Consider the following 26,602-nt stretch of genomic DNA (forward strand, 5'->3'; position numbering starts at 1 on the left):
GGTGCCCACTACGCTGACGCCCATGGCCGCACCTCGCTTCACCGACCAGCTCAACGTCCAGATCGGCAACGAGTTCGCCGCGCACAACCAGTACCTCGCGTGCGCCGTGCACTACGACGCGCTGACGATGCCGCAGCTGGCTGCCTTCTTCTACGCCCAGGCGCTCGAGGAGCGCCTGCACGCGATGATGATGGTGCAGTACCTCCTTGACACCGACGCCCCCGTGGAGATCCCGGGCGTCGAGGCGCCGGTCGCGGCGTTCGAGGACGTCGTCGCGCCGATCGCACTGGCCCTGGAGCAGGAGAAGCGGGTCACCGAGCAGATCAACGGCCTACTGCGGATCGCCCGCGAGGAGAACGACTTCGCCTCCGAGCAGTTCATGCAGTGGTTCATCAAGGAGCAGGTCGAGGAGGTCGCGACCATGAACGACCTGCTCACCGTGGTCACCCGCAGCAAGGACGACGTCAACGCGATCGAGGACTGGGTCGCGCGCGAGCAGGGCGCCGGCGCCGCCGACCCGACCGCTCCGCCGGCCGCCGGCGCCTGAGGCCCTCAGCGGGTCAGCGGCCGGTGCGTGGGTGCCGGCGCCGGTACGCACGCACCGCCACGACGGCCCCGAGCGCCAGGCCGAGCAGCCCGCCGACCGCCGGGCCGGCGTCGCCGGAGAACGTGGCGCCGAGTGCGATGCCGGCCGTGCCGGCAACCAGCACCAGGCAGGCGACCGCGACGTTGAAGAACACCTCGCGGAAGTAGAGCCGGGTGAAGCTCTCCGCGGGTGCCGTCGCAGCCGGGACCGGCGCAGCCGTCGCGACCGCTGACGGCACGGCGGTGGCATCGACGGCGGCCGGCGTGTCGAGCGGGATCGCCTTCACGACTGCCGTCACGGGCAGCGGTCCGTAGATGTGCGGGAAGGTCTCGGTCGCGCCGGGGAAGGGCTCCTCGTCGACCACGGGTACGTCGAGCAGCGCCGGGTCGATCTGCAGCAGCACCATCGGCTCGGTGACGTCGGCGTAGAACCGGCCCCGTACGCCGGTCCACTGGTCGGCCCGGCTGGCGTGGATGAACCCCTCCTCGGCCAGGCTGCGTCCCCGCATCGAGACCGTGTAGGCGCCCGCGCGCTGCGCCTCCTCCCAGTCGCGGAGCAGGGCGAGGTGGAAGATCGGCGTCATGGCGTCGCGGCTCAGAAGAGCCGGTCCTCGGCGTTGTCGAGGCCGCGCAGCGCGTCGTAGTCGACGACGGCGCAGGCGATGCCGCGGTCCTCGGCGAGCACGCGGGCCTGGGGCTTGATCTCCTGGGCGGCGAAGATGCCGCGCACGGCACCCTTGCCGGTCAGCAGCGGGTCGCGGTTGAGGAGCTCGAGGTAGCGGGTGAGCTGCTCGACCCCGTCGATCTCGCCGCGGCGCTTGATCTCGACCGCGACCGACAGGCCCTCACCGTCGCGGCACATCAGGTCGACCGGGCCGATGGCGGTGGGGAACTCGCGGCGGACCAGGGTCAGGCCGGCGGACAAGGTGGCGGGGTGCTCGGCGAGCAGCTCCTGGAGGTGCTTCTCGACGCCGTCCTTCTGCAGGCCCGGGTCGATCCCGAGGTTGTGAGATGAGTCATGGAACATCTCGTCGATGAGGATCCGCAGCGTGTCTGGGGTCTGGCCCTTCGGCGCCCTCGCGGTGACGGTCCACTCGACCCGGCCGTCCTCGGCCTCGCCCTCGCGGACCGTGCACGGCGGCGACATCCAGTTCAGCGGCTTGTAGGAGCCGCCGTCGGAGTGCACGAGCACCGACCCGTCGGCCTTGAGCATGAGCACCCGGGTCGCCATCGGGAGGTGCGCGGTCAATCGGCCTGCGTAGTCCACCTGGCAACGCGCAACGACGAGTCTCACGGGCGACGAATCTACAGTCTGCTGCGTGGAGATCGACGACCAGCCGTGGTGGCGCCCCGAGTACGTCGACGACCGGGGCCGTGCGACGGCCTGGCTGCTCGCCGTCCGCGTCCAGCCGGGCGCCTCGCGCACCGGTCCGGCCGGGGCGACGGGGGTGGACGGTGCCGAGCTCAAGATCCGGCTCGCCTCGCCGCCCGTCGACGGCCGGGCCAACGACGAGCTGCTGCGGTGGCTGGCCAAGGAGCTCGGCGTGCCGAAGGGGGCGGTGAGCCTGGTGCGCGGACAGGCCTCGCGGTCCAAGGTGGTCCGCATCGACGTGTCCGCCCGCCGGGTGTGACGTCTGTCTCTGTCCACATGGTTACCGACGGGTAGTCAGTGGGCCGGACGGGTGCCACACTGCCAGCCATGACTTCGAGCGAGCAGATCTTCAACACGCTGGTGCTGCCGTACCTGAACCACGCGGTGCGCACCTACGAGTCGGGCTATGCCTCGGTGACCGACATCGACGCCGCCATGCGCTTCGGCTGCGGCTACCCGAAGGGCCCGCTGACCGTCGTCGACGAGATCGGCGCCGCCCAGGTCCGTGACCTGCTCGCTGCCCGGTACGCCGAGACCGGCGACCACCTGCACGAGCCGGCCGGTCTGCTCGACAAGCTCGTCGCCGAGGACCGCACCTTCGCCGACGAGGCCGCCGCTGCCGGCGAGGCTGCCGCGCCGCAGTTCAAGCACGACATCACCAAGGTCGGCGTCGTCGGCACGGGCACCATGGCGTCGGGCATCGTCCAGGTGTTCGCCCAGGCCGGCTACGAGGTCATCTACGTCGGCCGCAGCCAGGACAAGCTCGACGGCGTCGTCGGCTACATCACCAAGAACCTCGACCGTGCCATCGCCAAGGGCAAGGGCACCGAGGGCGACAAGGACGCGCTGCTCGGCCGGCTGACCGGCTCGACCGAGCGCGAGGCGCTGGGCGGCGTGGACATCGTCGTCGAGGCCATCGCCGAGGACCTCGAGCTCAAGCTCGAGCTGTTCCGCGACCTGGACCGGATCTGCAAGCCGGGTGCCATCCTTGCGACCACCACCTCCTCGCTGCCGATCACCAAGCTGGGCGAGGCCACCGGTCGCCCGCAGGACGTCATCGGCATGCACTTCTTCAACCCGGCGCCGGTCATGAAGCTGGTCGAGATCATCACGACCTCCGCCACCTCCGCCGACGTCGACGAGACGGTCCGCGCGCTGACCGCCAACGTCGCCAAGGTCGGCGTCTCCGCGGGCGACCGCGCGGGCTTCATCGTCAACCTGCTGCTCTTCCCGTACCTCAACGACGCGATCAAGCTCGCCGAGGGTGGCGAGGAGCTCGCGACCATCGACGCCGCGATCAAGGAGACCGCCGCGTTCCCGATGGGCCCGTTCGAGCTGCTCGACGTGGTCGGCAACGACGTGTCGCTGGCCATCCAGAAGGAGCTGCACGGCGAGTTCGGCGAGCCGGGCTTCGAGCCGGCCGCCACCCTGGTCGCCAAGGTCGAGGCCGGCGAGCTCGGCCGCAAGACCGGCAAGGGCTTCCACGACTACGCCTGACACAATGGCGGCGTGACGCTTCACCACACGGCTCTCGGTTCCACCGGGAGCCGTGTGGTCTTTCTCCACGGCCTGTTCGGCCAGGGCAAGAACTGGACCGGCATCGCCAAGCAGCTGGCCGCGAAGCACCGGGTGCTGCTCGTCGACCTGCCCCACCACGGGCGCTCCGCGTGGCCCGAGCGCTTCGATCTCGCCGAGACGGCGGAGCTCGTCGCGGACGTCCTCCCGGACGACGAGCCGGTTGCGCTGGTCGGCCACTCGCTCGGGGGCAAGGTCGCGATGGTGCTCTCGCTGCTGCACCCCGAGCGGGTCGCGCGGCTCTGCGTCGCCGACATCTCGCCGGTCACCTACCCGGAGGGTCGGGAGTTCCCCGGCTACATCTCCGCGATGCAGGGGATGGACCTGGCGCGGGTGGTCCGCCGGGAGGACGCCGAGCGGCTGCTGGAGCCCGCGGTGCCCGACCCCACGGTGCGCTCGTTCCTGCTGCAGAACCTGCGCCGCGACCCCGCCGCGCCGAGCGGGTGGAGCTGGCAGGCCAACCTCGCCGTGCTCGGCCGCGACCTCGGGGCGATCAGCGGCTGGCCGGAGGCGGAGCTGGCCCACGTGGCGCCGTACGACGGACCGGTGCTGTGGCTCGCCGGTGGCCGGTCGAGCTACGTCCAGCCGGCGTACGACGCCGCGATGGACCGCTGGTTCCCACGGAATCGCAAGGTGACCATGAAGGACACCGGGCACTGGCTGCACTCCGAGCGCCCGGAGCTCTTCCTCGAGATCCTCCAGCGGTTCCTGGGGGACTGACTACCAGATCGCCCCGGCGTACTCCGGGTGGTCGACGAACGGGTTCCGGTTGCCCTGGTAGTCGCGGTAGATCCGGTCGTTGCGCGCCCGCTCGGCCGACGACGGCGGGTCGGCGGCGCTCCACGCGAGCAGCACCGAGATCTTGCCGAGGTACGGCGTCGTGCCGTTGACGCTGTCGTTGAGCTCGAGGTCGGCGAAGCCGTCACCGCCCTCGTAGCGCACCGCCATGTACATCAGCCCTCGCGCGACGTCGCCCTTGACGGAGTCGCGCGGCTCAAAGGAGTCGGCGTCCGAGAAGCAGTCGGGGCACTGCGCGACGGCGGCACCGCCGTTGTCGAAGTCCTTGTTGCCGCGGGTGGAGTTGACGGTGACGTCCTCGGGGCGCAGGTGGTGCAGGTCGGTGCCCGGGCCGGCGCTGGTGCCGAAGCCGCCGTGGCTCTGTGGCCAGGTGTGCTCGCGGTTCCAGTCGTCGGCGTTGCCGCCGTTGGTGGACCTCGGCACCGAGCGCCCGGAGTAGAACTCGATCACGTTGTTGCTGTTGGCCGGGTCGGCGTCGGTGACCTTCAGTGCGTCCCAGACCTGGGTGTAGGTCAGCGTGCGGTTGCCGTCGATGATGCCGTGCAGCGCTGTCGCGAGCGCGGCGCCGCTCTTGCCGGCCGCGGCGTCGTAGTAGCCCGCAGGAATGCTCGGGTCGCCACCACCGTCCCCACCTCCGCCGGACCCGCCGGTCAGGACGAAGGCGGTGCCGTCCTTGAGCCCAGGGTGGGAGAAGTACGCCGTGAGGGTGCCGGTCACGTCGATCTGCTTGCCCATCAGCGACGGGTTCGACCTGAGCCCGAAGGACGCGCGGAACGCCGTGGGCACCTGCACGTAGAGCATCTGGCTGGTCGCGGTGGTGCCGGGAGCGTCGGCCAGCGCGATGGCGTAGTCGCTGGGGAAGCCGCTGGTCACCACGGTCGAGATCGCGGTCGGCTGGCCGACGACGTACCCGCGCACGGTGGCGATCGAGGAGTTCTGGCTCGCGACCGCCTGCGCGACGGTCAGTGGCGTGGCGGCGGCCGCGGGATCCGGCCGTGGCACGAGGAGAGCGGTGGCGGCCAGCAGGGACAGGAGGACGAGGTGGAGCGCGCGACGGCGCAGCCCGAGCATGCGTGTCATGCCGGGATCCTCGTCCCCCGGACACCCGGCCGCTAGTGGCGCGGCGGAATCGTCACGCCGCGGTCACTCGTCGTTGGCCTGGCGGGCGCGGTACGCCGCCACGGCGTTGCGGTTGCCGCAGGTGACCGAGCAGAACCGCTTGGAGCGGTTGCGGGACAGGTCGAGCACGATCCCCTCGCAGGTGTCGTCGGCGCACACCGAGAGCCGCGACATCTCATCGGCGCGGATCACGTCGATCATCGCCATGGCGGTCTCGACGACGATCCGCTCGGCGAGCGGGGCGTCGTTGCCGACGGCGTGGAGGTGCCAGTCGTGGCCGTCGTGGCGCCGCAGCTGGGGGAGGGCGGTGGCGTCGCGGAGCATGGCGTTGACGATGTCGGCGGCATCGTCGCGGTCGGCGCTCAGCAGGGCGCGCAGCCGGGGCGCGATCGCCAGCACGGCGTCCACCTCGGCCTGGTCGCCGTCGTGGCGCCCGGTGTAGGCGAAGTCGGCGAAGAACGCGTCGAGCTCGTCGGGCGTGCTGATCGTCACCGGCTCGAGGCTGCCGTTGACGAGGGCCACGGCGGCCTGGAGGGACAACGACGTGTCATGGGCGAAAACCACTTTGACAGGTTACCGCATCGAGCCCTACTGTCATGAGTCATGACGACGTTGACTCGTGACGCATCCCGGGAGACCGCCCGGACCGGCGTGCTCCTCGCGCTGACCTCGGCGATCACGTTCGCGCTCTCCGGCGCCCTCGCGCGGCCGATGCTCGACAGCGGCTGGACCGCCGGCAGCATCGTGCTGCTGCGGATCACGATCGGTGCCCTCGTCGTCCTGCCCTTCGGCCTGGTCGCACTGCGCGGGCGCTGGCGGCTGCTGCGGCGCGCGGCCCCGACCGTCGTCCTGTACGGCGGCCTGGCGGTCGCCGGCGCCCAGTACTGCTACTTCTCGGCCGTGCGGACCATGGAGGTCGGCCCGGCCCTGCTCATCGAGTACACCGCCCCCGCCGCGGTCGTCGTGTGGATGTGGCTGGCCCACGGCCAGCGTCCGGGTCGGCTCACCGTCGCCGGTGCGGTGGTCGCCGCCCTCGGTCTGGTCCTGGTCCTCGACCTGTTCGCCGGCGCCGACGTCGACGTCCGCGGCACAGCCTGGGCGCTGGCCGCGATGGTCGGCGCGGCGGCGTACTTCGTCATCTCCGCCGACGAGCGCAGTGGGATCCCCCCGATCACCCTGGCCGCGGGCGGGCTGGTGGTCGGCGGCGTGCTGCTCGGCCTTCTCGGGCTGACCGGCCTGATGCCGATGGCCTCCTCGTCGAGCACGGTCGCCTACGCCGGCGTCGACGTCGCGCCGTGGACGGTGCTGCTCGCCCTCGGGCTGGTGACCGCCGCCCTCGCCTACACGACCGGCATCGCGGCCAGCCGCCGCCTCGGCTCGCGCCTGGCCTCCTTCGTCGCGCTCAGCGAGGTCGTGGCCGCGGTGGTGTGGGCCTGGCTGCTGCTCGACCAGCTGCCCGCTCCGGTGCAGTTCCTCGGCGGCGCGCTGATCCTCGCCGGCGTGATCGGGGTCAAGCTGGGGGAGCGCAGCGTCGTGGTCGGAACCGATCCGCTGCCGGTCGCGTCTGCAGAGCATGAGGTGATGGCTGACATCGCTGGTGCTGGCGTTGGCGAGGACGTCCTGCATCGGCCAGGAGCAACCACCGCGCGCTGATCCCTCGGGCGTCGGGGCGCACGATCGTCCTGGACCTGGGGTGCGGGACGGTCGACCCGGGCGACGGCACGCTGTGCCTGCTGACCGACGAGGCGGTCGAGCCGTGGGCGAGCCCGATGGCGCGCGCGACCCTGACCTACCTCGTCGGCCCGCAGGGGTGACCCGTCAGCGCAGGTCCTGCTGCTTCACGACGACCTCGCGCACCACGAGCAGGATCGCGGCAGCCACCGGGATGGCGAGCAGGGCACCGACCACGCCGAGCAGGGCGGTGCCGACGAGCGCGGCGATCACGATGACGGCACCGGGCAGGTCGACGGACTTGCTCATCACGCGCGGGTAGATGACGTAGTTCTCGAACTGCTGGTAGATCACGTAGAACACGACGCAGGCGATGCCGGTCTTGACGTCGGTCGCGAAGGCGATCGCCGAGACGATCACCGCACCGAGGGTGGCGCCGATCATCGGGATGACGTCGAGGACGGCGACGACGAAGGCCAGCGCGACGGCGTACTCGCGGACGTCGGTGAGCGAGAGGAACACCAGCGAGCTCAGACCGGCGCACATGGCGACCAGGAAGGCTCCCGAGACGTACCCGCCGATGTTGGCGATCACCTTGTCGCCGAGCCGGGCCACCCGGTCGCGGCGCGAGGCGGGGGCCAGCTTGTAGAGCGCGCCGGTGGTGGTGCGCAGCGACGCCAGGAAGTAGAGCGTCAGCACGACGATCACGAACAGGTTGAACAGCGCCGAGACGAGCTTGAGGCCGAAGCCGAGCGCGCCACCGAAGAGCGCCGACAGGAAGCTCTCGTCGGTGATCTTGGCCTGCAGCTTGTCGATGATGTCGTACTCGTCGTTGAGCTGCTGGATCCGCTCGTTCTTCTGCAGCTCGTCGAGCCAGCCCGGGGCGTTCTTCGTGATCGCGGTGATCTGGTCGGTGATGACCGGGACGATCGCCACGAGGAAGAGCGCGACGGTGCCGAGTGCGAGGACGATCACGACCGTGACCGCCCACGAGCGCCGCAGGCCGTGGCGCTCGAGGAAGCTCACCGCCGGGTTGAGGCCGGCGGCGAGGAAGAAGGACACCACCACGAGCATCAGCACCGAGCCGATGCCGAGGACCGCCTGGAACAGCCAGAAGGCCGTCAGCGCGCCGAGGGCGCCGATGAAGCCGTAGTAGAACGGCGAACGCCGGTCGAACGGCTTGCCGAGCTTGCCGTACGGCATCGGCTCGGCGTCGACCGGAGCCGCCGGGTCGACCCCGGCGTGCTCGGTGACGCCGTCCGTGACGCCGTCGGTCGCGGCTCGCTCGGCGGCCTTGCTCAACTCTCGTCCTCGCCGAAACCGGCGACGAGGTCGGCGAGCGAGGACAGCTGGGCGGTGATCGACGAGCGGCGCTTGGTGAGGCGGTCGAGCTCGGCGCGCTTGGCCGCGATCTCGCGCTGCAGCTCGGCGTCGCCGCTGGCGGTGATCGCCTCGGCCTGGGCGCGGGCCGACGCGATGACCTGCTCGGCCTCGCGGCGCGCACGGGTCAGCAGGCCCTCGGCCTCGGTCTGCGCCGCGGCACGGTTGGCGGTCGCCTGCTTGCTCGCCTCGGCCGCACGGGCCTCGGCCGCGTTGGCGCGCTCCTCGGCCTCCTGCACCAGGCGGCGCGTCTCGGCGACGGCCGTGTTGTGGTGGTCGGTGGCCTCGCGGGCCAGCCGCTCCTTCTCCATGGCCAGGGCGCGCCGGGCCTCCTGGACCTCGCGGTCGACGCCGGCCCGGGCCTGCTCGACCTCGCGCTGCGCCTGGGCGCGCTGCTCGGTGGTCTCCTGCTGGGTCGCGAGTCGGAGCTGGTCGGTCTCGCGGCGGGCGGCGGCCAGGGTGTCGGCCGCCTCGCTCTGGGCCAGCGCCCGCTCCTGCTCGGCGTCGGCGAGCAGGCGGGTGCGGTTCTCCTCGAGCTCGCGCAGCTGGACGGCACGCATGTCGTCGGCCTCGCGCGCGGCCTCGGCACGGATCGCCTTGGCGTCGCGGGTCGCCTGGTCGCGGATCTCGCCGGCGTCGGCCTCGGCCGTCGCGCGGATCTCCGCGGCCTCCTCCTCGGCGAGGCGCAGCATCGCGCTGGCCCGGCCACCGAGTCCGGCGTACGACGGGTTGTCGGTCTCGGCCAGCTCCGCGCGGGCCTTCGCGAGCTCCTGCTCGAGGTCGATGACGCGCTGCTCGGACTCGCTCAGGCTGGCGCCGAGCGTGGCCTTCTCGCTGGAGAGCTGGCGGATCTGGGCGTCGACGGCGTCGCGGTCGTAGCCGCCCTTGCGCACGATCGGCAGGCCGCCGGTCGCACCCGGGGCGTTGAAGCCGACCGGGCGGGCCGCCGTGCCGGTGCTGCCCGGCGCCGCTGCGGGCCGGGCGGTCGGTGCGGGCCGGGCCGGGGCGGGCGTTGCCGGGCGGGCGGTCGGGGTCTCGGCCGTCTTCGCCGCCGGGATCACCTGGGTCGCCTGGTCGTCGGTGGCCTTGGTCGTCACGGTCTTGGACTCCTCGGTCGGGGTGGGCTCGTCGTCGAAGATGGACAGACCCTCGTCGCTCATGGGAATGGAGCCTCCCTGGCTCTCGCTGCGGTCATGGGGGGATGTGCGCATGCACGAACCCGCCCATGATCCCTGATCGCCCCAGCGATTCCCACCCCGGCACGCGGGACCGGTCGGCTCTCGCGCCCTGGAAGTGCCGGACGGGCCGGTGCCACCTGGCACCGGCCCGTCCGTCGTACCGCTGGATCAGATGCCGCGGAACAGGTTGATCTTGTCGAGGTGCTTGTCGCGGAGCTCCTCGTTCTTGACGCCGAGGCCCTCCTCGGGGGAGAGGCACAGCACGCCGACCTTGCCCTGGTGCTTGTTGTGGTGGACGTCGAGCGCGGCCTGGCCGACCTCGTCGAGGCTGTAGACGCGCGACAGGGTGGGGTGGATCTTGCCCTGCGCGATGAGGCGGTTGGCCTCCCACGACTCGCGGTAGTTGGCGAAGTGGCTGGAGATGATCTTCTTGAGGTTCATCCACAGGTAGCGGTTGTCGTACTCGTGCATGTAGCCCGAGGTCGAGGCGCAGGTGGTGATGGTGCCGCCCTTGCGCGTGACGTAGACCGAGGCGCCGAAGGTCTCGCGGCCCGGGTGCTCGAAGACGATGTCGATGTCCTCGCCGCCGGTGAGCTCGCGGATGGCCTTGCCGAAGCGCTGCCACTCCTTCGGGTTCTGCTGGGTGCCCTCCTCGTTCCAGAACTTCGGAGCGAGCTCGGAGCGGTTGATGACCATCTCGGCGCCCATGTTGCGCACGATCTGGGCCTTCTCCTCGTTGGACACGACGCAGATCGGGTTCGCGCCGCCGTTGAGGGCGTACTGGGTGGCGAAGCCGCCCAGGCCGCCGGAGGCGCCCCAGATCAGGACGTTGTCGCCCTGCTTCATGTTGCCGCCGTTGGCCGAGACGAGCTGGCGGTACGCCGTGCAGTTGACCAGGCCGGGGGAGGCGGCCTCCTCCCAGGTGAGGTGCTCGGGCTTCGGCATCAGCTGGTTGGCCTTGACCATCGCGACGTCGGCGAGGCCGCCGAAGTTGGTCTCGAAGCCCCAGATGCGCTGGGACGGGTCCATCATCGTGTCGTTGTGGCCGTCGGGGGCCTCGAGCTCGACCGAGAGGCAGTGCGCGACGACGCGGTCGCCCGGCTTCCACTTGTTCACGCCCGGACCGACGGCCAGCACGACGCCGGACAGGTCGGAGCCGACGATGTGGTACGGCAGGTCGTGGCGCTTGCCGAGGTCGGACTCACGGCCGTAGCGCTCGAGGAAGCCGAAGGTGGAGACCGGCTCGAAGATCGAGGTCCACACGGTGTTGTAGTTGATCGCGGAGGCCATGACCGCCACGAAGGCCTCGCCGGGGCCGAGCTCGGGGAGGGCGACCTCGTCGACGTGGAGGGACTTGCGGGGGTCCTTGTCGCGAGAGGCGATGCCCTCGAACATGTCGACCTCGTCCTTGTGGACCGTGACGGCCCGGTAGGACTCGGGCAGGTCGAGGTTGGCGAAGTCCTCCGCGGAGGCCTCCGCCTGGATGGCGTCGAGGATGTGCTGCACGGTCGTCGTCTCCCTGGGATTCGTTGCGAGCCAGATGGCCCAGATGGGCTGGGTGGCAATACGGCCGCCGCGAAGATACCCGTCGGTAACCACTCGGTGACGGGTTCGTGACACTCATCTCATCGAGCCTGGGCCGAGATGAGGTCCGCGGCAGCTGCACCGTCCTGGGCTCGGCGGCGCATCGATGAGCCACGATAGGGCCATGACGTTGCATCCGGGTTCTGCGTCCACGCCGGGCCGCACGATCGGGGTGATCGACCTCAACGCCGACGTCGGCGAGTCCTTCGGGCGCTGGCAGCTGGGCGACGACGACGCGCTGGTGCCCCACCTCACCAGCGCCAACGTGGCCTGCGGCTTCCATGCCGGGGACCCGCTCACGTTGCGTCGTACATGTGCGCTCGCCGTGTCCCTCGGCGTCGCGATCGGCGCCCAGGTCGGCTATCGGGACCTCGCCGGATTCGGGCGCCGCTACATCGACATGCCGACCGACGAGCTCGTGGCCGACGTGCTCTACCAGCTCGGCGCCCTCGACGGGATCGCCCGCGCGGCGGGCGGCGAGGTTGCCTACGTCAAGCCGCACGGCGCGCTCTACCACGCGGTGTCGCGGCACCCCGAGCAGGCGCAGGCGGTCGTCGACGCGGTCGTTGCCTTCGGCGGCCTGCCGGTCCTCGGCCTCGCGGGCTCGACCTTCCTGTCCGCGGTGGCCGACGCCGGGCTGGAGGCAGTCCCCGAGGGCTTCGCCGACCGGGCCTACCGCCGCGACGGGAGCCTGGTGCCGCGCTCGGCGCCGGGCGCCGTGCTCACCGACCCGGTCGCGGTCGCCGCCCAGGCCGTCGAGCTGGCCCGCTCCGGCGACGTCCGCTCGCTCTGCGTCCACGGCGACTCGCCCGGCGCGCCGCAGCTCGCGGCGGCCGTGCGCGCGGCGCTGGAGGAGGCGGGGCTGCCGGTCGGCGCCTTCGCGACCCGATGAGACTGCTGCCGTACGGCGACCGCGGGCTGCTCGTCGAGCTCGCCGACACCGTCGAGGTGGTGGCTGTCGCCGAGCTGGTCCGCGCTCATCCACTGACCGCGGAACTGGTCGCCGACGTCGTCCCGGGCGCTCGCACCGTGCTGGTCGTGGCGCGTCCTGGGGTGCCCGTGGGTCGCCTGGCGGACGTCGCACCTGACGAATGGGCTGTCGCAGAGGCGATGTCGCAGCCCATTCGTCAGGTGCGACGGGAGGACCCGACCACGATCCCGGTCGCGTACGACGGCGTGGACCTCGCGGAGGTGGCCGCCCTGACCGGGATGAGCGAGCGGGAGGTGGTGGCCGCGCACACCGGGACGCCGTGGCGGGTGGCGTTCGGCGGCTTCGCGCCGGGCTTCGCCTACTTCGTCGGCGGCGACCCGCGCCTGCGCGTCCCGCGGCGCGACGAGCCGCGGACCAGCGTCCCGGCCGGATCGGTCGGCCTGGCGGGGGAGTTCAGCGGGGTCTACCCGCGCGCCTCGCCCGGCGGGTGGCAGCTGATCGGGCACACCGAGCTGCCGCTGTGGGACCTCGACCGCGACCCGCCCGCGCTGCTGGCCGCCGGCGCGACCGTGGTCTTCGAGGAGATCCGATGAGTACCCCGGCGACCGGGCTGCTCGTGCACGCCGTCGGCGGGCCGTGTCTCGTGCAGGACGCCGGCCGGCCCGGGCACGCCGCCATCGGGGTCGGGGTGAGCGGGGCGGCCGACCGGTCGTCGTACGCGTTGGCGAACCGGCTGCTCGGCAACGCCCCGGGCGCTGCGGTCCTCGAGGTCACGCTCGGCGGGCTCGAGGTGGAGACGTCCGGCCTGGCGTGGGTGTGCGTGACCGGCGCCCCGGTCCCGCTGACGGTCGACGGCCGCGCGGAGCCGACCGGTGCCGTGCTGGCGCTGCACCCGGGGCAGCGGCTACGACTGGGCCTTCCCGCCACCGGGCTGCGCAGCTATCTGGCCGTCCGCGGCGGCCTCGACGCCCCGTCCCTGCTGGGCTCCCGGGCTCGCGACACCCTCGCCGGGCTCGGCCCGGAGCCGGTGCGCACAGGCGACCGCCTGACCATCGGGCACGACGGGACGGGGGAGATGCTCGTCGACGCCGTCCCCCCGATGACGTACGACGACCGCCCGGCTCTCCGCGTCGTCCCCGGCCCCCGCGCGGACTGGGTCGCCGACGCCGACCGGCTCGTCGAGCAGGTCTGGCGCGTGGGCGCCGCGAGCGACCGGGTCGGCCTGCGGCTCGAGGGAGCCGCGTTCACGGCCGCACCGGGGAGGGGTGACCTCCCGAGCGAGGGGGCGCTGCGCGGCGCCATCCAGGTCCCGCCGGGCGGCGGGCCGGTGGTGTTCGGTCCGGACCACCCGGTGACGGGCGGCTATCCGGTGGTCGGTGTGGTCGTCGATGCCGACACCGACCGGCTGGCCCAGCTGCGCCCGGGCGAGGAGCTCCGGTTCCGCTGGGTCTCGTGACGCTCGCTGCGCGAGCTCCTCGACCTCCGGCCCGGGTCAGTGGGCGTCGGCCGCCGGCTCGACCAGCTCGACGAGGACACCGCCGGCGTCCTTGGGGTGCACGAAGTTGATCCGGCTGTTCGCCGTACCGCGGCGGGCCTCGGGGTAGAGCAGGCGCAGGCCGCGCTCGCGCAGGATCGCGGAGACCTGGTCGAGGTCGGTGACCCGGTAGGCGAGCTGCTGCAGGCCCGGGCCGCTGCGGTCGATGAACTTCGCGATCGTGGACTCCGCGTTGAGCGGGGCGAGCAGCTGGATCTTCGAGTCCGTGTCCCCGACGGCGACCATCGCCTCGCGCACGCCCTGCTCCTCGTTGGTCTCCTCGTGCGCGACGTGCATGCCGAAGTTGTCGCGGTAGAACGCGATCGCCTCGTCGAGGTCGGGGACCGCGATGCCGACGTGGTCGATCGCGGTGAACAGATGGGTGGGGACGCCTTCAGTGATGCTCATGCGCGTCATTGTGCCGTCGCCCCTCCCTTTCGGGGGTGTGACGAGTGCCTCACGGACCGCACGATGGACCCCTCGCCCGGGTCGGCTACCCACGAGTACGCTCGAAAGAGTTCCGACCACACGTCTGCACGGAGGAAACATGTCCGACAACCCCAGCGTCATCGTCGCCGGCGCCCGTACGCCGATCGGTCGCCACCTCGGCGCCCTCAAGACCCTGTCGGCCGCGGACCTCGCCGGTGTCGCGATCAAGGGCGCGCTGGAGAAGGCCGGTGTCTCCGGCGACCAGGTCGACTACCTCATCGTGGGCCAGGTGCTCCAGGCCGGTGCCGGCCAGAACCCCGCCCGCACCGCGGGTCTCGCCGCCGGCCTCCCGGCCAGCGTCCCCTCGATCACCATCAACAAGGTGTGCCTGTCGGGCATCAACGCCATCGCCCAGGCCGACCAGCTGATCCGTGCCGGCGAGGCCGACATCGTGGTCGCCGGCGGCACCGAGTCGATGACCCAGGCCCCCCACCTGCTCCCGAAGAGCCGTGAGGGCTTCAAGTACGGCGACACCGCGCTCGTCGACTCCCTCGCCTACGACGCGCTCTACGACCAGGCCACCCAGCAGGGCATGGGCAACCTGACCGAGTCGACCAACGCCTGCCGCGAGACCCCGCTGACCCGTGAGGAGCAGGACGCCGTGGCGGCCCGCTCGCACCAGCTCGCCGCCGCCGCGCAGAAGAACGGCATCTTCGACGACGAGATCGTCCCGGTCACCATCCCGCAGCGCAAGGGCGACCCGGTCGTGGTGAGCAAGGACGAGGGTGTCCGTGGCGACACCACCGTCGAGTCGCTCGCGGCCCTGCGCCCGGCGTTCTCCAAGGACGGCACGATCACCGCTGCCTCGTCCTCGCAGATCTCCGACGGTGCCGCTGCGGTCGTCGTGACGAGCAAGAAGAAGGCCGAGGAGCTCGGTCTCCCGATCCTCGCCGAGATCGTCAGCCACGGCCAGGTCGCCGGCCCCGACTCGACCCTGCAGCTGCAGCCGGCCAACGCCACCAAGAAGGCCCTCGACAAGGCCGGTCTCTCGGCCGCCGACCTCGACCTGGTCGAGTTCAACGAGGCGTTCGCCGCCGTCGGCATCGAGTCGGCCCGTGCCCTCGGCATCGACGAGGACAAGGTCAACGTCAACGGTGGCGCCATCGCCATCGGTCACCCGCTGGGTGCCTCCGGCGCGCGGATCACCCTGCACCTCGCGCTCGAGCTCAAGCGCCGCGGTGGCGGCCTCGGCGCCGCGGCCCTGTGCGGCGGTGGCGGCCAGGGCGACGCGCTGGTCATCCGGGTCCCCTCTGCCTGAGCGGACCGCTTTGCCTGAAGCGAGCAACATCCAGGGCGGCCGTCGCGGGATCACCGCGGCGGCCGTTCCTGCATTGGTCGAGAAGGCCCGCGAGGGCGACCCGCGCTCGGTCGGCCGGCTGGTCTCGCTCGTCGAGGACGAGTCGGCGTTGCTGCCGGAGCTGATGCGGGCGCTGGCGCCGTACGCCGGGCACGCCCACGTCATCGGCCTGACCGGCTCCCCGGGCGTCGGCAAGTCGACGTCCACCAACGCCCTGATCGGCGAGCTGCGCCGGCGGGGCCGCCGGGTCGCGGTCCTCGCCGTGGACCCGTCGTCACCGTTCTCCGGTGGCGCCCTGCTGGGTGACCGGATCCGGATGGGCGACCACGTCCTCGACCCCGGCGTCTTCATCCGCTCGATGGCCGCCCGCGGCCACCTCGGCGGCCTGGCGTGGACCACGCCGCAGGCGCTGCGGGTGCTCGACGGCGCCGGCTTCGACGTCGTCCTCGTCGAGACCGTCGGCGTCGGCCAGAGCGAGGTCGAGGTGGCCGGCCAGGCCGACACCACGATCGTGCTGCTCGCGCCCGGCATGGGCGACGGGATCCAGGCCGCGAAGGCCGGCATCCTCGAGATCGGCGACCTCTACGTCGTCAACAAGTCCGACCGCGACGGTGCCGACAAGGTACGCCGCGACCTGCGCTCGATGCTGGGCCTCGCCGAGCGCCGCGACGGTGCCTGGCGCCCGCCCGTGCTCAAGACCACCGCGTCGACCGGCGACGGCGTCACCGACGTGGTCGACGCGATCGACGAGCACGCCGCCTGGCTGGCCGGGAGCGGTGAGCTCCAGCGGCGCCGGGTGCGCCGGGCGCGCGACGAGATCGAGACCCTCGCCCTCACTGCGCTCCGCAAGCGCTGGGGGAGCGTCGGCTCGGGCGACCGGCTCGACGAGCTGGCCGCCGCGGTGGTCGCGGGCGAGATCGACCCGCACACGGCTGCCGCTGAGCTGACCGTCAGCTGAACTTCGGGCCCAGCGGCAGGAACGGCGGGCCGGGCAGGTCGATGCGCGGCGCGGCCGCCGTGTCGATGACGGTGACCGTGGTCGGCTGCCCGACCTGCAGGCCCTCGGGGTCGCGCAGCACCACCGAGAAGGTCTCGGCCGGCTCGGTGACGGCGTCGGTGGAGACCGGGATCCGAACGGTCACCTGGACCTTGCCGACCGGGATCCTCACGCGGGCGCGGAAGGCGGGCAGGTCGGTGCCGACGCTCGCCGTACCGGAGGCGACCTCGACGACCACCGCGGTGTCGCGGCCGGCCGGCTGCGCGAGCTCGAGGGTGACGGCCGCGTCGGTGCCCTCGACGACGTCCTTCGCAACCGCGGTGGCCAGGGGCGTCGGGAACCCGGGGCGGCCCTTCTCGTCGAGTGCGGTGAAGCAGTAGCCGCGGCGCTTCGCGACCCGGATCACCCGCTCCACGGCGGCGACCGAGAGCGGCGAGCGGTTGACGCCGTCGTGCTGGAGAACGATGTTGCGGCCCGGGCGCAGTCCCGCGATGATCCGCTGCGCGATCTGCTGGGGGTTGCCCCACTTCCAGTCGAGCGAGTCGTCGGTCCACAGCACGGGGACGTAGCCGGAGTCGCGGATCGCCCGGCGCGCGGGCTTCGCGAGGGCGCCGTACGGCGGCCGCATCAGGTCGGTCGGACGCAGCCCGGCGTCCTGCATCGCGCGCCGCGTCGCCCGCAGCGAGCGGCGCACGTCGCGGTAGGACTGCCGGCTCATGTCGCGGTGGGCCCAGCTGTGGTTGGCCGTCAGGAACCCGGCACGCTCGACCTCGAGCGCCGCGGACGGGTTGGCGGCGACGCGCTGGCCGACCATGAAGAAGGTCGCCGGCACCTGGTTGCGGCGCAGCACCTGGACCAGCCGGTGCGTCGTACCGCGGGCCGGACCGTCGTCGAAGGTGAGCGCCACCTTGCCCCTGCAGCCCCCGTCGCGGTGGGCCGTGGGGAGGTCCGTCATCGCCGGCGCCGGGGACGCGATCGTCACGCTCAGCAGGGTGACCAGGACGGCCACGGAGGAGCGGACGAGGGCGGGAGCGGGACGGTGCACGGGCACAGCATGAAGGGTGACCCCGCTCCGATCCGGCATTTCGGGCGTTTCTGGACACGTGAGGAACCTCGCGGGTCGAGCCCCGCCCGGCCGGCACGACCGGTGCTGCGAGGATGACCGGGTGAAGGACGTCGTCATCCTCGGCTCGACCGGTTCGATCGGCACCCAGGCGCTCGACCTGGTGCGGGCCAACCCCGGCCGGTTCCGGGTGGTGGGGCTGACCGCCGGTGGAGGCAACCCGGACCTGTTCGCCCAGCAGGTGGCGGAGTTCGCGCCCCGGTTCCACGGGCTCGGCGAGCAGGCCAGCGTCGAGGCCGCGCAGCAGGAGTGCGACGTCGTCCTCAACGGCATCACCGGTGCCGTCGGCCTGCTCCCGACGCTGGCGACGCTCGAGGCCGGGACCACGCTGGCGCTGGCCAACAAGGAGTCGCTGGTCATGGGCGGTCCGCTCGTCCTCGACAAGGCGAAGCCCGGCCAGATCGTTCCGGTCGACTCCGAGCACAGCGCGCTCGCGCAGTGCCTGCGCAGCGGCACCCCCGACGAGGTACGACGACTGGTGCTGACCGCGAGTGGTGGCCCCTTCCGTGGCCGCACCCGTGCGGAGCTCGCCGACGTCACTCCCGAGCAGGCGGGCAACCACCCGACGTGGGACATGGGCCCGGTGATCACGATCAACTCGGCGACCCTGGTCAACAAGGGCCTCGAGGTGATCGAGGCGCACCTGCTCTTCGGCATCCCGTTCGACCGGATCGAGGTCGTGGTGCACCCGACGAGCGTCGTGCACTCGATGGTCGAGTTCGTCGACGGCTCCACGCTGGTCCAGGCGAGCCCGCCGACCATGCTGATCCCGATCGCGCTCGGCCTGGCCTGGCCCGACCGCGTCCCGGACGCCGCGCCCGCCGTGGACTGGACGACGGCCGAGACCTGGGAGTTCTTCCCCCTCGACGACCACGCGTTCCCGGCCGTCTCGCTCGCCCGCGAAGCGGGGGAGAAGGGGAGCACCGCCCCGGCGGTCTACAACGCCGCCAACGAGGTCGCGGTCGAGGCCTTCCGCAGCGGGCGTCTGGCGTTCACCGGGATCGTCGACACGGTGGCGAGCGTGCTAGCCGCCCACGACGTACCCTCGAAGGGGCAGCTCTCCCTCGACGACGTCCTCGCGGCCGACGCGTGGGCGCGGGAGGCGGCCACCCAGCTCATCGACCCGAGGACCGCATCCCGCCCATGACCGCTCTGCTCTACCTGCTCGGTGTCGTCGTCTTCGCGACGGCGATCCTGGCGTCGATCGGCCTCCACGAGCTCGGCCACATGATCCCGGCGAAGAAGTTCGGCGGGAAGGTGACGCAGTACTTCATCGGCTTCGGGCCGACGGTGTGGAGCAAGCAGGTCGGCGAGACGGAGTACGGCGTCAAGGCGATCCCGCTCGGCGGCTACGTCAAGATCGTCGGGATGCTGCCGCCCGACGCGGTCGCGCTGGCCGACCAGGTCGAGGTCGATGCCGACGGCAACCAGGTGGTCCGGGTCCGCAAGTCCAACACCGGGATGTTCACCCAGCTGATCTCGGACGCCCGCGCCGCGGAGTGGGAGACGATCCGCCCCGAGGACGCCGACCGCCTCTTCTACACGTTCCCGTGGTGGAAGAAGGTCATCGTCATGGGCGGCGGCCCGACGGTGAACATCGTGATCGCCTTCCTCCTCTTCGCCGGCGTCTTCGCGACCTACGGCAACCCGGGCGACCCGACGATCGAGACCACCATCGACGAGGTCAACGCCTGCGTGATCCCGGGCTACCAGAAGAACCGGGTCTGCACCCCGGAGGAGGTCGCCACGCGGCCGACGCCCGCGTACGCCGCGGGGATCAAGGCGGGCGACCGGATCGTGTCCTTCAACGGCACCGCCGTGACGAGCTGGAGCCAGGTGCAGAGCCTGGTCAAGGCCAACGGCACCGCCGAGGCCGACGTGGTCGTCGAGCGTGACGGCAAGGAGCTGACCTTCACCACCGAGACCGCGGTGCGGCCGCCCGACAGGAAGGGGGAGAAGACCGACGAGAAGGTCGGCTTCCTCGGCGTCGTACCGCGCTCGCACCCCACGACCGGCGGCGTCGTCTACACCGTCGACCAGATGGGGACGATGACCGTCGAGGTCGTGAAGTCCCTCGCCACGCTCCCGGGCAAGGTCTGGGGCGTCGCCAAGGCGATCGTCGGCGTCGAGAAGCGCGACCCGATGGGCCCGGTCAGCATCGTCGGCGGTGGCCGCCTGGCCGGCGAGACCGCCTCGCACACGGAGATCCCGATCAAGGCCAAGATCGTGTCGCTGCTGATGCTCGTGGCCGGCTTCAACTTCTTCATCGGCATGTTCAACTTCGTGCCGCTGCTGCCACTCGACGGCGGTCACATCGCCGGTGCCCTCTGGGAGGCCGTGCGCCGTGGCTGGGCCCGGCTGCGCCGCCGGCCCGACCCGGGCTACGTCGACGTGGCCAAGCTGCTGCCGATCGCGTACGTCGTCGGCCTGGCGATCCTCGTCATGGGCATCGTGCTCATCGTCGGCGACATCGTCGTCCCGGTGCACCTCGAATCCTGATCCACCCTCTGCGGAAAGTAGTCTTGACGTCATGACGTCGATCAGCCTGGGCATGCCGGAAGCACCGCCGCCGGTGCTCGCTCCCCGCCGCCAGACCCGCCAGATCCAGGTGGGCAAGGTCGGGGTCGGCAGCGACCACCCGATCTCGGTGCAGTCGATGACGACGACGCTCACCTCCGACGTCAACACTACGCTCCAGCAGATCGCCGAGCTCACCGCCGCGGGCTGCGACATCGTCCGGGTGGCCTGCCCCAGCCAGGACGACGCCGACGCGCTGCCCGAGATCGCCCAGCACAGCCAGATCCCGGTCATCGCCGACATCCACTTCCAGCCGAAGTACGTCTTCGCGGCGATCGAGGCCGGTTGCGCGGCGGTCCGGGTCAACCCGGGCAACATCAAGAAGTTCGACGACCAGGTCAAGGAGATCGCGAAGGCGGCCCAGGACCACGGCACCTCGATCCGGATCGGTGTCAACGCCGGCTCGCTCGACAAGCGACTGCTCGAGAAGTACGGCAAGGCCACCCCGGAGGCGCTCGTCGAGTCCGCCGTCTGGGAGGCGAGCCTGTTCGAGGAGCACGGCTTCCGCGACTTCAAGATCTCGGTCAAGCACAACGACCCGGTCGTCATGGTCCGCGCCTACGAGCTGCTCGCCGAGCAGGGCGACTGGCCGCTGCACCTCGGTGTGACCGAGGCCGGCCCGGCGTTCCAGGGCACCATCAAGTCGGCCACCGCCTTCGGTGCGCTCCTGTCCCGCGGCATCGGCGACACCATCCGGGTCTCGCTCTCGGCGCCGCCGGTCGAGGAGGTCAAGGTCGGCATCCAGATCCTGCAGTCGCTCAACCTGCGCCCGCGCAAGCTCGAGATCGTCTCCTGCCCGTCGTGCGGTCGTGCCCAGGTCGACGTCTACACCCTCGCCGAGCGCGTCACGGCCGGTCTCGACGGGCTCGAGGTGCCGCTCCGGGTGGCTGTCATGGGCTGCGTCGTCAACGGCCCGGGCGAGGCGCGCGAGGCCGACCTCGGCGTCGCGTCCGGCAACGGCAAGGGCCAGATCTTCGTCAAGGGCGAGGTCATCAAGACCGTTCCCGAGGCCGAGATCGTCGAGACCCTGATCGAGGAGGCGATGAAGATCGCCGAGTCGATGGAGCCGGTCGAGGGCGCCGGGGCCACGGTCTCCGTCAGCTGACGTTCCACATCGCGGCCACGTGCCGCGCGTCGGTGCCACAGCATCCGCCCAGCACCTCGAGGCCGGCGAAGGCGTCGAGAAGTGGTCGCTGGTGGGCCGCCAGCTCGACCGGGTCGCCGTCGTCGAGGCTCTCCGCCTCGTCGAGCTCGGCGTGGCTCATCGTCGACGCATTGACCCGCAGGCCGCCGATCCGCTCGCGCCAGGCGCCGGGGGCGAGCCCCCGGAGCACGTGGCTGGGGTGGGCGCAGTTGATGAGGAAGTACGCCGGCGGCGCGGCCGCGTCGACCGCCTCGACGGCCGCCGCGAGGGTGCTGCCGTCCGGCAGCCGTCCGTCGGTCTCGACGGTGAAGCCGATCCCGACCGGCAGGCCCACGTCGGCGGCTGCCCGGCTGACACCGATCGCCTCGCCGACCTCGGTCAGCGTCAGCACGGTCGCCCGGCCGGCGCCGGCGGCCACGAACGAGGCCAGCTGGGGCCGGTGGTACTCGGCCGCCTCGTCGGGGTCGACCGCGCCCGCACTGACGTAGCCGTCGCCGCGCGGGCCGAGCATCCCGCCGACCTCCCAGCCGGTCAGCTCGTCGGCACGCTCGGCGGCGAGCGCGGCGAGGAAGTCGACGCTCTCGCGGTTGACCCGGTCGAGCGCCGCGGCGTCGTAGCCGAGCAGCGTGGCGTGGTCGGGATTCGCGCGCCAGGTCGGCGTCTCGAGCAGGAGCGGCGCCCCGGCCCGCACGGCGATGTCGACGTACGCGCGGTAGTAGTCGCGCAGGGCCGCCCTCCCGTCGTCGCTGTCGAGCAGCGGGAAGGAGGCGAACTCGGGGAGGTCGAAGCCGCGCAGGAAGATGAGGTCGGTCTCCAGACCGCCGTCCGTCACGTAGCGGATCGTCATCGCGAACCTCCAGGAGTCGAGCCCGAGTCCAGGTCAGTGTCCCTCCTGCGCGGGCCTCCGGAAAGGCTCTAGGCTCGTCGCGTGTTGACCACCCGGCACGGCGTGCGCGTCCTCGCGCAGGCCGACCTCTCCGCGTTCGTGGCCCTCGCGGGCCGCGATCCGGTCGTCAACGTGTTCGCGATCCACCGCGCCCACACCACCAACCTCGAGCCCCGCTGGCTCGGCGGCGAGATGTGGGGCCGGTTCGACGGCGGCCACCTGGTCGCGGCGTGCCACGTCGCCGCCAACCTGGTGCCGGTCCAGGCCACGCCCGAGGACGCCGAGGTCTTCGCCGGCCGCGCGCTGGCCCGTCGTCGGACCGCCTCGACGATCGTGGGCCCGCAGGACGCCGTCCGTGCGTTCTGGGGTCAGGTCGGCGCTGAGTGGGGACAGCCGCGCGACGTCCGCTGGGACCAGCGGCACCTCGTCATCGACACCGACCCGCTGGTCGCGCCCGACCACGGTGTCCGGCACGGCACCCCCGAGGACATCCCGACGCTCTACCCGGCGTGCGTGGCGATGTACACCGAGGAGGTCGGCGTCTCGCCGGAGCTCGGTGGGGGAGGCGACCTCTACCGCGCCCGCGTGGCCCAGCTGGTGAGCCGGGCCTGGTCCTTCGTGCGGTACGACGGCGACGAGCTCGTCTTCAAGGCCGAGGTCGCCTGCGCGACCCCCGACGCCGCGCAGATCCAGGGGGTCTGGGTGCCGCCGCACCGGCGCGGCGAAGGGCTCGCGACGGCGGGCATGGCCGCGGTCGTGCGGCACGTGCGGGCCCGGATCGCACCCACCGTGTCGCTCTACGTCAACGACTGGAACCACCCGGCACGCAAGGCCTACGAGCGAGTCGGGTTCACCGAGACCGCGCGCTTCGCGACCGTGATGTTCTGAGCGGTCAGGCGCTGTTGGTGCGGCGTCGCTTGGCGGCGTACATGTCGGCGTCTGCGGCGCCGAGCAGCTCGGTGAGCCGTTGGTGCCCGTCGGTGGTGGAGGCGATGCCGAAGGTGAGTGGCGCCGTCCGGGCGATCCGGGCGCACACCTGCTCGACGGCGGCCAGGCTGCCCCCGTCGACGACGAAGACGAACTCGTCGCCGCCGAGCCGTCCGACCAACGCGCCGGCGAGCACGTGGGCGCGCAGCGCCTGGGCGGCCTGCCGGATCGCCTCGTCGCCGGCGGCGTGGCCCCGCTCGTCGTTGACCTGCTTGAGCCCGTCGAGGTCGGCCATCACGAGGTGCACCGGGCGGCCCTGCACCGTCGCGTCGCGCAGCATCTGCTCGGCCTGGCTGGTGAAGCCGCGCCGGTTGAGCAACCCGGTGAGGGGATCGGCCGTGGCCTGGCGGAGCAGCTCGAACTCCTGGGCCCGGCGCTGGGTGATGTCACGGATGATGACGAGCGTGTACTCGTCGCCCACGAACTGGTGGGAGAACTCGACGACCCGCTGCTCGCCGTCCTTGCGGGTGAGCGTGTTCTCGTAGATCCCCGGCCGCCGCTCGGCGGTGTCGGCCTCGGCGTAGCGGCGGGTGCCGTCGGGGTCGACCATGCCGAGCTCGATCGAGGTGCGACCGAGCAGCTCGACCGGCGCGTAGCCGGTCAGCTCGCAGAAGGAGTCGCTCACCGCGTAGTACTCACCGCTCAGCCGGCCACACAGCACCACGCTGTCGAAGGACTGGCTGAGGATGGTGTCGAACAGGTCGCGGTAGGCGTCGTACGGCATCGCGACCGGTGCCGTCGCCAGCTCCATCTCGCCGGCGTGCACGCGCCGCGCGCGCTCGACCCACGTCAGCGGGGTCGTCCCGTCCACGCTCATCCGTCCTCCTCGGAAAGGAGGATAGGAGGTCGGTGGTCAGCGCGTGGTGAGGTGGGGCAGACCGCTCCACAGGAGTCGCGTGGCGACGTCGGTGACCTCGTCGAGCGTGGCCGCGGGATGCTCCTGCCACCACCGCGCGACGCCGTCGACGCCCGTGATGAGCAGCTCGACGACGACCTCGGCCGCAGTCGAGCCGTGGGGGAGCCCGGACCGGGCGAGGTCCGGCCCGAGCATGGTCGCGACCGCCTGGGTGCGGGCGGTGCGGAACGTGCGCAGCGCCCGGTCGAGCTCCGGGTCGCCGGTGGGGATCGGGTCGACCAGGATCCGGCGGGCGGCGGGCCGCTGTCGCGCGAAGGAGAGGTACGCCGCCACGGTGGCACGCATCCGCTCTCGCCCCGCTCCGGCGCCCGTGATGCCGGCGCCGACCTCGGCCAGCATCGCCGCATTCTGGGTGTCCAGGACGTGCAGGTAGAGGTCGCGCTTGGAGCGGAAGTGGTCGTAGAGGACGGTCCGGGTGACGCCGGCGGCACCGGCGATCTCGCCGACCGAGGCGGCGTCGTACCCACGGGTGGCGAAGACGTCGACCGCCGCGGTCTCGATCCGCTCGCGGCGGGCGGACGCGCTGAGTCGACGGCGGACCGCCTCGGTGGTGCTCACGACGCCTCCTCACTGCCGCCGCTTCGACCGACAGGAGTGTCGGTTGTCGGCGTCTCCTTGACCAGATGTGGCCCTGGTCACGATACTCGCTGCCAACGACAAACCGACACCAGTGTCGGTTGGAGATCATGGGGTGATCGCCGATGGCGCAGCTGGACCGTCGTACCTTGCTCACGTCCGCAGGCGCCGTCGGCGCCGGAGCGGTCCTCGCCGGCACCGGACTGGCGCCGGCCTTCGCGGCCACGCCGGGCAAGCGGGTCGCCGTCCTCGGCGGCGGCATGGCGGGCCTGACCGCAGCGCACGAGCTGGTCGAGCGGGGCTTCGAGGTCACCGTCTTCGAGCCCTCGGCCTGGGGCGGCAAGGCCCGCAGCATCCCGGTCCCCGGCACCGGCGCAGGTGGCCGGTCGGACCTCCCCGGTGAGCACGGATTCCGCTTCTTCCCCGGTTTCTACCACCACGTCCCGGAGACGATGCGACGCATCCCGTTCGGCAACGGGACCGTCGGCGACAACCTGGTCGCGGCCACGGGCGGCAAGTTCCTGCGCTCCGGCGACCACGCCGACGCCTTCGTGTTCGGGATCGGGCCGGACCCGCAGCAGGTCCTCACCGTCGACGGCCTGCGCCGGTTCCTGCGCGACACGCTCGGCGGGCACGCCGTACCTCCGCAGGAGCTCACCTACTTCGTGGAGCGGCTGCTCGTGTTCCTCACCAGCTGCGACGAGCGTCGGCTCGGGCAGTGGGAGAAGGTCAGCTGGTGGGACTTCGTCGGCGCCGGGTCCCGCTCGAAGCCGTACCAGCAGATCCTCGCCGCCGGCCTGACCCGCAACCTGGTCGCGGCCAAGGAGACCATCGCCAGCACCCGCACCATCGGCAACATGGGCGAGGCCTTCGTCTACAACATGATGGGCCGCGGCAACGACGGCGCGCTCGACCGGGTGCTCGACCTGCCGACCAACGAGGCCTGGATCGATCCGTGGATGACCTACCTGCGCGGTCGTGGCGTCCGGTTCGTCGCCGGTCAGGGGCTGATCCGCTACGAGACCGCCGGCGGCCGGGTGAGCACCGCCGTCCTCGCCGACGCATCCGGTACGACGAGCCGCGTCGAGGCCGACTGGTTCGTCAGCGCGATGCCGGTCGACCGGGTGGTGCCGACACTGACGCCTGACGTCCTCGCGCTCGACCCCGGCCTGCAGCGGCTCTCGGCGCTGAGGACCGACTGGATGGTGGGCATCCAGTTCTTCCTGCGCGCGCCCGTGGCGGTGACGAAGGGCCACATCACCTTCATCGACTCACCCTGGGCGCTCACCGCACTCACCCAGGGCCAGTTCTGGGCGGACCGGGTGATCACCCGCGACTACGGCAACGGCGAGGTGGTCGACATCCTCTCCGTCGACATCTCCAACTGGGACGCGCCCGGCATCCTGCACGGCAAGCCGGCCAAGGAGTGCACCCGCCAGGAGATCGCCGACGAGGTGCTCGCCCAGATCCGCGACCACCACACGGTCGGCGACCTGCTGCCCGAGGGGATCATCCACTCCTGGTTCCTCGACCCGGGCGTGCAGTGGAACGCCGCTGCCGGCCGCAACACCAACGAGACCCCGCTGCTGGTCAACACGGTCGACTCCTGGTCCAGCCGGCCGACCGCGCGCACCCGGATCCCGAACCTGGTCATGAGCGGCGACTTCGTGCAGACCGACATCGACCTGGCCACCATGGAGGGCGCCAACGAGTCCGCCCGGCACGCCGTCAACGCGATCCTCGACGAGACCGGCTCGACGGCGGCGAGGGCGAAGACGTTCACGCTGTACGACCCGCCGGAGTTCGCGCTGCTCAAGCAGACCGACAAGCTGCTCTACAGGCTCGGCCGGCGCAACGTCCTCGACCTGGGCTGACACAGTGGG

27 protein-coding genes are annotated in these 26,602 nt (G+C 71.9%); 15 read left to right on the top strand and 12 right to left on the bottom strand.

Annotated elements, in window-relative coordinates; translation table 11 throughout:
* Positions 1-22: 22 nt before the first annotated feature.
* Positions 23-547: a ferritin gene (locus tag ACZYRU_RS09600; protein WP_488956857.1), complete on the top strand. Its 525-nt coding sequence runs from the start codon at positions 23-25 to the stop codon at positions 545-547.
* A gap of 13 nt (positions 548-560) precedes the next feature.
* Here the strand turns inward: ACZYRU_RS09600 and ACZYRU_RS09605 are convergent, their stop codons facing one another.
* Entirely contained in the window at positions 561-1,169 is a 609-nt protein-coding gene (locus ACZYRU_RS09605; protein ID WP_488956858.1) for a DUF952 domain-containing protein, read from the bottom strand.
* 11 nt (positions 1,170-1,180) lie between these two features.
* Positions 1,181-1,879, bottom strand: coding sequence for an endonuclease NucS (nucS, locus tag ACZYRU_RS09610; protein WP_488956859.1), 699 nt, complete (start codon positions 1,877-1,879; stop codon positions 1,181-1,183).
* Positions 1,880-1,904: 25 nt separating this feature from the next.
* Between nucS and ACZYRU_RS09615 the strand changes: the two genes are divergently transcribed.
* The 3 genes from ACZYRU_RS09615 (at position 1,905) to ACZYRU_RS09625 (ending at position 4,252) form a co-directional block, all read left to right on the top strand.
* Positions 1,905-2,216 carry a DUF167 domain-containing protein gene (locus tag ACZYRU_RS09615; RefSeq protein ID WP_488956860.1) on the top strand — a complete coding sequence of 104 codons (312 nt, stop codon included), beginning with the start codon at positions 1,905-1,907 and terminating at the stop codon, positions 2,214-2,216.
* A 68-nt stretch (positions 2,217-2,284) separates the two neighbouring features.
* A complete protein-coding gene (locus ACZYRU_RS09620; protein WP_488956861.1) occupies positions 2,285-3,454 on the top strand; it encodes a 3-hydroxyacyl-CoA dehydrogenase family protein in 1,170 nt (389 codons plus the stop codon).
* A gap of 12 nt (positions 3,455-3,466) precedes the next feature.
* Entirely contained in the window at positions 3,467-4,252 is a 786-nt protein-coding gene (locus ACZYRU_RS09625) for an alpha/beta fold hydrolase (RefSeq protein ID WP_488956862.1), read from the top strand.
* Here ACZYRU_RS09625 and ACZYRU_RS09630 read toward each other — a convergent pair whose 3' ends face one another.
* Both ACZYRU_RS09630 and ACZYRU_RS09635 read right to left on the bottom strand, forming a co-directional pair.
* Positions 4,253-5,410 carry an endonuclease gene (locus tag ACZYRU_RS09630; protein WP_488956863.1) on the bottom strand — a complete coding sequence of 386 codons (1,158 nt, stop codon included), beginning with the start codon at positions 5,408-5,410 and terminating at the stop codon, positions 4,253-4,255. It abuts the gene before it with no gap.
* 63 nt (positions 5,411-5,473) lie between these two features.
* Positions 5,474-6,013 carry a CGNR zinc finger domain-containing protein gene (locus ACZYRU_RS09635; RefSeq protein WP_488956864.1) on the bottom strand — a complete coding sequence of 180 codons (540 nt, stop codon included), beginning with the start codon at positions 6,011-6,013 and terminating at the stop codon, positions 5,474-5,476.
* A gap of 39 nt (positions 6,014-6,052) precedes the next feature.
* On the opposite strand from ACZYRU_RS09635, the gene ACZYRU_RS09640 reads away from it, so the two are divergent.
* A complete protein-coding gene (locus ACZYRU_RS09640; RefSeq protein WP_488956865.1) occupies positions 6,053-7,102 on the top strand; it encodes an EamA family transporter in 1,050 nt (349 codons plus the stop codon).
* A gap of 165 nt (positions 7,103-7,267) precedes the next feature.
* Here the strand turns inward: ACZYRU_RS09640 and ACZYRU_RS09645 are convergent, their stop codons facing one another.
* The 3 genes from ACZYRU_RS09645 to ccrA form a co-directional block, all read right to left on the bottom strand.
* On the bottom strand, positions 7,268-8,422 hold the full coding sequence (locus tag ACZYRU_RS09645; protein ID WP_488956866.1) for an AI-2E family transporter: 1,155 nt from the start codon (positions 8,420-8,422) through the stop codon (positions 7,268-7,270).
* The gene (locus ACZYRU_RS09650; RefSeq protein WP_488956867.1) at positions 8,419-9,660 is read right to left on the bottom strand and encodes a hypothetical protein; all 1,242 of its coding nucleotides are present in this window, start codon (positions 9,658-9,660) and stop codon (positions 8,419-8,421) included. Before ACZYRU_RS09650 ends, ACZYRU_RS09645 begins: the two co-directional genes overlap by 4 nt.
* A gap of 186 nt (positions 9,661-9,846) precedes the next feature.
* Positions 9,847-11,184, bottom strand: a complete 1,338-nt coding sequence (gene ccrA / locus ACZYRU_RS09655) for a crotonyl-CoA carboxylase/reductase (RefSeq protein ID WP_488956868.1) — start codon at positions 11,182-11,184, stop codon at positions 9,847-9,849.
* A 244-nt stretch (positions 11,185-11,428) separates the two neighbouring features.
* On the opposite strand from ccrA, the gene ACZYRU_RS09660 reads away from it, so the two are divergent.
* The 3 genes from ACZYRU_RS09660 to ACZYRU_RS09670 are packed head-to-tail and all read left to right on the top strand — an operon-like array spanning position 11,429 to position 13,649.
* On the top strand, positions 11,429-12,154 hold the full coding sequence (locus ACZYRU_RS09660) for a LamB/YcsF family protein (RefSeq protein ID WP_488957193.1): 726 nt from the start codon (positions 11,429-11,431) through the stop codon (positions 12,152-12,154).
* On the top strand, positions 12,151-12,786 hold the full coding sequence (locus ACZYRU_RS09665; RefSeq protein ID WP_488956869.1) for a 5-oxoprolinase subunit B family protein: 636 nt from the start codon (positions 12,151-12,153) through the stop codon (positions 12,784-12,786). Before ACZYRU_RS09660 ends, ACZYRU_RS09665 begins: the two co-directional genes overlap by 4 nt.
* Complete coding sequence (locus ACZYRU_RS09670) at positions 12,783-13,649, top strand: 5-oxoprolinase subunit C family protein (RefSeq protein ID WP_488956870.1); 867 nt, start codon at positions 12,783-12,785, stop codon at positions 13,647-13,649. Before ACZYRU_RS09665 ends, ACZYRU_RS09670 begins: the two co-directional genes overlap by 4 nt.
* Positions 13,650-13,685: 36 nt before the next feature.
* Here the strand turns inward: ACZYRU_RS09670 and mce are convergent, their stop codons facing one another.
* On the bottom strand, positions 13,686-14,135 hold the full coding sequence (gene mce, locus ACZYRU_RS09675) for a methylmalonyl-CoA epimerase (RefSeq protein ID WP_179726626.1): 450 nt from the start codon (positions 14,133-14,135) through the stop codon (positions 13,686-13,688).
* A 139-nt stretch (positions 14,136-14,274) separates the two neighbouring features.
* Here mce and ACZYRU_RS09680 point away from each other — a divergent pair, with 139 nt between their 5' ends.
* Together ACZYRU_RS09680 and meaB are read left to right on the top strand one after the other, a co-directional pair.
* Positions 14,275-15,474, top strand: a complete 1,200-nt coding sequence (locus ACZYRU_RS09680; protein WP_488956871.1) for an acetyl-CoA C-acetyltransferase — start codon at positions 14,275-14,277, stop codon at positions 15,472-15,474.
* A gap of 10 nt (positions 15,475-15,484) precedes the next feature.
* Positions 15,485-16,471 (top strand): methylmalonyl Co-A mutase-associated GTPase MeaB, encoded by a 987-nt coding sequence (gene meaB / locus ACZYRU_RS09685; RefSeq protein ID WP_488956872.1) that lies wholly within the window; start codon positions 15,485-15,487, stop codon positions 16,469-16,471.
* Here the strand turns inward: meaB and ACZYRU_RS09690 are convergent.
* Positions 16,464-17,555, bottom strand: coding sequence for a polysaccharide deacetylase family protein (locus tag ACZYRU_RS09690; protein ID WP_488956873.1), 1,092 nt, complete (start codon positions 17,553-17,555; stop codon positions 16,464-16,466). The genes meaB and ACZYRU_RS09690 overlap by 8 nt on opposite strands.
* A gap of 121 nt (positions 17,556-17,676) precedes the next feature.
* On the opposite strand from ACZYRU_RS09690, the gene dxr reads away from it, so the two are divergent.
* The 3 genes from dxr to ispG are packed head-to-tail and all read left to right on the top strand — an operon-like array spanning position 17,677 to position 21,315.
* Positions 17,677-18,780, top strand: coding sequence for a 1-deoxy-D-xylulose-5-phosphate reductoisomerase (dxr, locus tag ACZYRU_RS09695; protein WP_488956874.1), 1,104 nt, complete (start codon positions 17,677-17,679; stop codon positions 18,778-18,780).
* Entirely contained in the window at positions 18,777-20,132 is a 1,356-nt protein-coding gene (locus ACZYRU_RS09700) for a M50 family metallopeptidase (protein WP_488956875.1), read from the top strand. The genes dxr and ACZYRU_RS09700 overlap by 4 nt, the downstream gene beginning before the upstream one ends.
* Positions 20,133-20,163: 31 nt before the next feature.
* The gene (gene ispG / locus ACZYRU_RS09705; protein ID WP_488956876.1) at positions 20,164-21,315 is read left to right on the top strand and encodes a flavodoxin-dependent (E)-4-hydroxy-3-methylbut-2-enyl-diphosphate synthase; all 1,152 of its coding nucleotides are present in this window, start codon (positions 20,164-20,166) and stop codon (positions 21,313-21,315) included.
* Here ispG and ACZYRU_RS09710 read toward each other — a convergent pair.
* Complete coding sequence (locus tag ACZYRU_RS09710) at positions 21,308-22,201, bottom strand: homocysteine S-methyltransferase family protein (RefSeq protein ID WP_488956877.1); 894 nt, start codon at positions 22,199-22,201, stop codon at positions 21,308-21,310. The two genes, ispG and ACZYRU_RS09710, sit on opposite strands and share 8 nt — an antisense overlap.
* 81 nt (positions 22,202-22,282) lie before the next feature.
* Between ACZYRU_RS09710 and ACZYRU_RS09715 the strand changes: the two genes are divergently transcribed.
* Entirely contained in the window at positions 22,283-23,128 is an 846-nt protein-coding gene (locus ACZYRU_RS09715) for a GNAT family N-acetyltransferase (RefSeq protein WP_488956878.1), read from the top strand.
* Between the two features lie 4 nt (positions 23,129-23,132).
* Here the strand turns inward: ACZYRU_RS09715 and ACZYRU_RS09720 are convergent, their stop codons facing one another.
* Together ACZYRU_RS09720 and ACZYRU_RS09725 are read right to left on the bottom strand one after the other, a co-directional pair.
* Positions 23,133-24,044 carry a sensor domain-containing diguanylate cyclase gene (locus tag ACZYRU_RS09720; RefSeq protein ID WP_488956879.1) on the bottom strand — a complete coding sequence of 304 codons (912 nt, stop codon included), beginning with the start codon at positions 24,042-24,044 and terminating at the stop codon, positions 23,133-23,135.
* Between the two features lie 36 nt (positions 24,045-24,080).
* Positions 24,081-24,701 (bottom strand): TetR/AcrR family transcriptional regulator, encoded by a 621-nt coding sequence (locus ACZYRU_RS09725; protein WP_488956880.1) that lies wholly within the window; start codon positions 24,699-24,701, stop codon positions 24,081-24,083.
* A gap of 143 nt (positions 24,702-24,844) precedes the next feature.
* Here ACZYRU_RS09725 and ACZYRU_RS09730 point away from each other — a divergent pair, with 143 nt between their 5' ends.
* On the top strand, positions 24,845-26,593 hold the full coding sequence (locus ACZYRU_RS09730) for a hydroxysqualene dehydroxylase (RefSeq protein ID WP_488956881.1): 1,749 nt from the start codon (positions 24,845-24,847) through the stop codon (positions 26,591-26,593).
* Positions 26,594-26,602: the final 9 nt, after the last annotated feature.

Source organism: Nocardioides sp. F233 (assembly GCF_057813895.1).

What these genes read in the sequence shown, in the direction of transcription:
- ACZYRU_RS09620 (WP_488956861.1), top strand. Translation starts at nt 2,285, where the DNA reads ATGACTTCGAGCGAGCAGATCTTCAACACGCTGGTGCTGCCGTACCTG.
- ACZYRU_RS09665 (WP_488956869.1), top strand. Translation starts at nt 12,151, where the DNA reads ATGAGACTGCTGCCGTACGGCGACCGCGGGCTGCTCGTCGAGCTCGCC.
- ACZYRU_RS09730 (WP_488956881.1), top strand. Translation starts at nt 24,845, where the DNA reads ATGGCGCAGCTGGACCGTCGTACCTTGCTCACGTCCGCAGGCGCCGTC.
- ACZYRU_RS09640 (WP_488956865.1), top strand. Translation starts at nt 6,053, where the DNA reads ATGACGACGTTGACTCGTGACGCATCCCGGGAGACCGCCCGGACCGGC.
- ACZYRU_RS09670 (WP_488956870.1), top strand. Translation starts at nt 12,783, where the DNA reads ATGAGTACCCCGGCGACCGGGCTGCTCGTGCACGCCGTCGGCGGGCCG.
- ACZYRU_RS09605 (WP_488956858.1), bottom strand. Translation starts at nt 1,169, where the DNA reads ATGACGCCGATCTTCCACCTCGCCCTGCTCCGCGACTGGGAGGAGGCG.
- ispG (WP_488956876.1), top strand. Translation starts at nt 20,164, where the DNA reads ATGACGTCGATCAGCCTGGGCATGCCGGAAGCACCGCCGCCGGTGCTC.
- ACZYRU_RS09720 (WP_488956879.1), bottom strand. Translation starts at nt 24,044, where the DNA reads ATGAGCGTGGACGGGACGACCCCGCTGACGTGGGTCGAGCGCGCGCGG.
- ACZYRU_RS09680 (WP_488956871.1), top strand. Translation starts at nt 14,275, where the DNA reads ATGTCCGACAACCCCAGCGTCATCGTCGCCGGCGCCCGTACGCCGATC.
- mce (WP_179726626.1), bottom strand. Translation starts at nt 14,135, where the DNA reads ATGAGCATCACTGAAGGCGTCCCCACCCATCTGTTCACCGCGATCGAC.
- ACZYRU_RS09710 (WP_488956877.1), bottom strand. Translation starts at nt 22,201, where the DNA reads ATGACGATCCGCTACGTGACGGACGGCGGTCTGGAGACCGACCTCATC.
- ACZYRU_RS09600 (WP_488956857.1), top strand. Translation starts at nt 23, where the DNA reads ATGGCCGCACCTCGCTTCACCGACCAGCTCAACGTCCAGATCGGCAAC.
- ACZYRU_RS09700 (WP_488956875.1), top strand. Translation starts at nt 18,777, where the DNA reads ATGACCGCTCTGCTCTACCTGCTCGGTGTCGTCGTCTTCGCGACGGCG.
- ACZYRU_RS09630 (WP_488956863.1), bottom strand. Translation starts at nt 5,410, where the DNA reads ATGACACGCATGCTCGGGCTGCGCCGTCGCGCGCTCCACCTCGTCCTC.
- ACZYRU_RS09650 (WP_488956867.1), bottom strand. Translation starts at nt 9,660, where the DNA reads ATGAGCGACGAGGGTCTGTCCATCTTCGACGACGAGCCCACCCCGACC.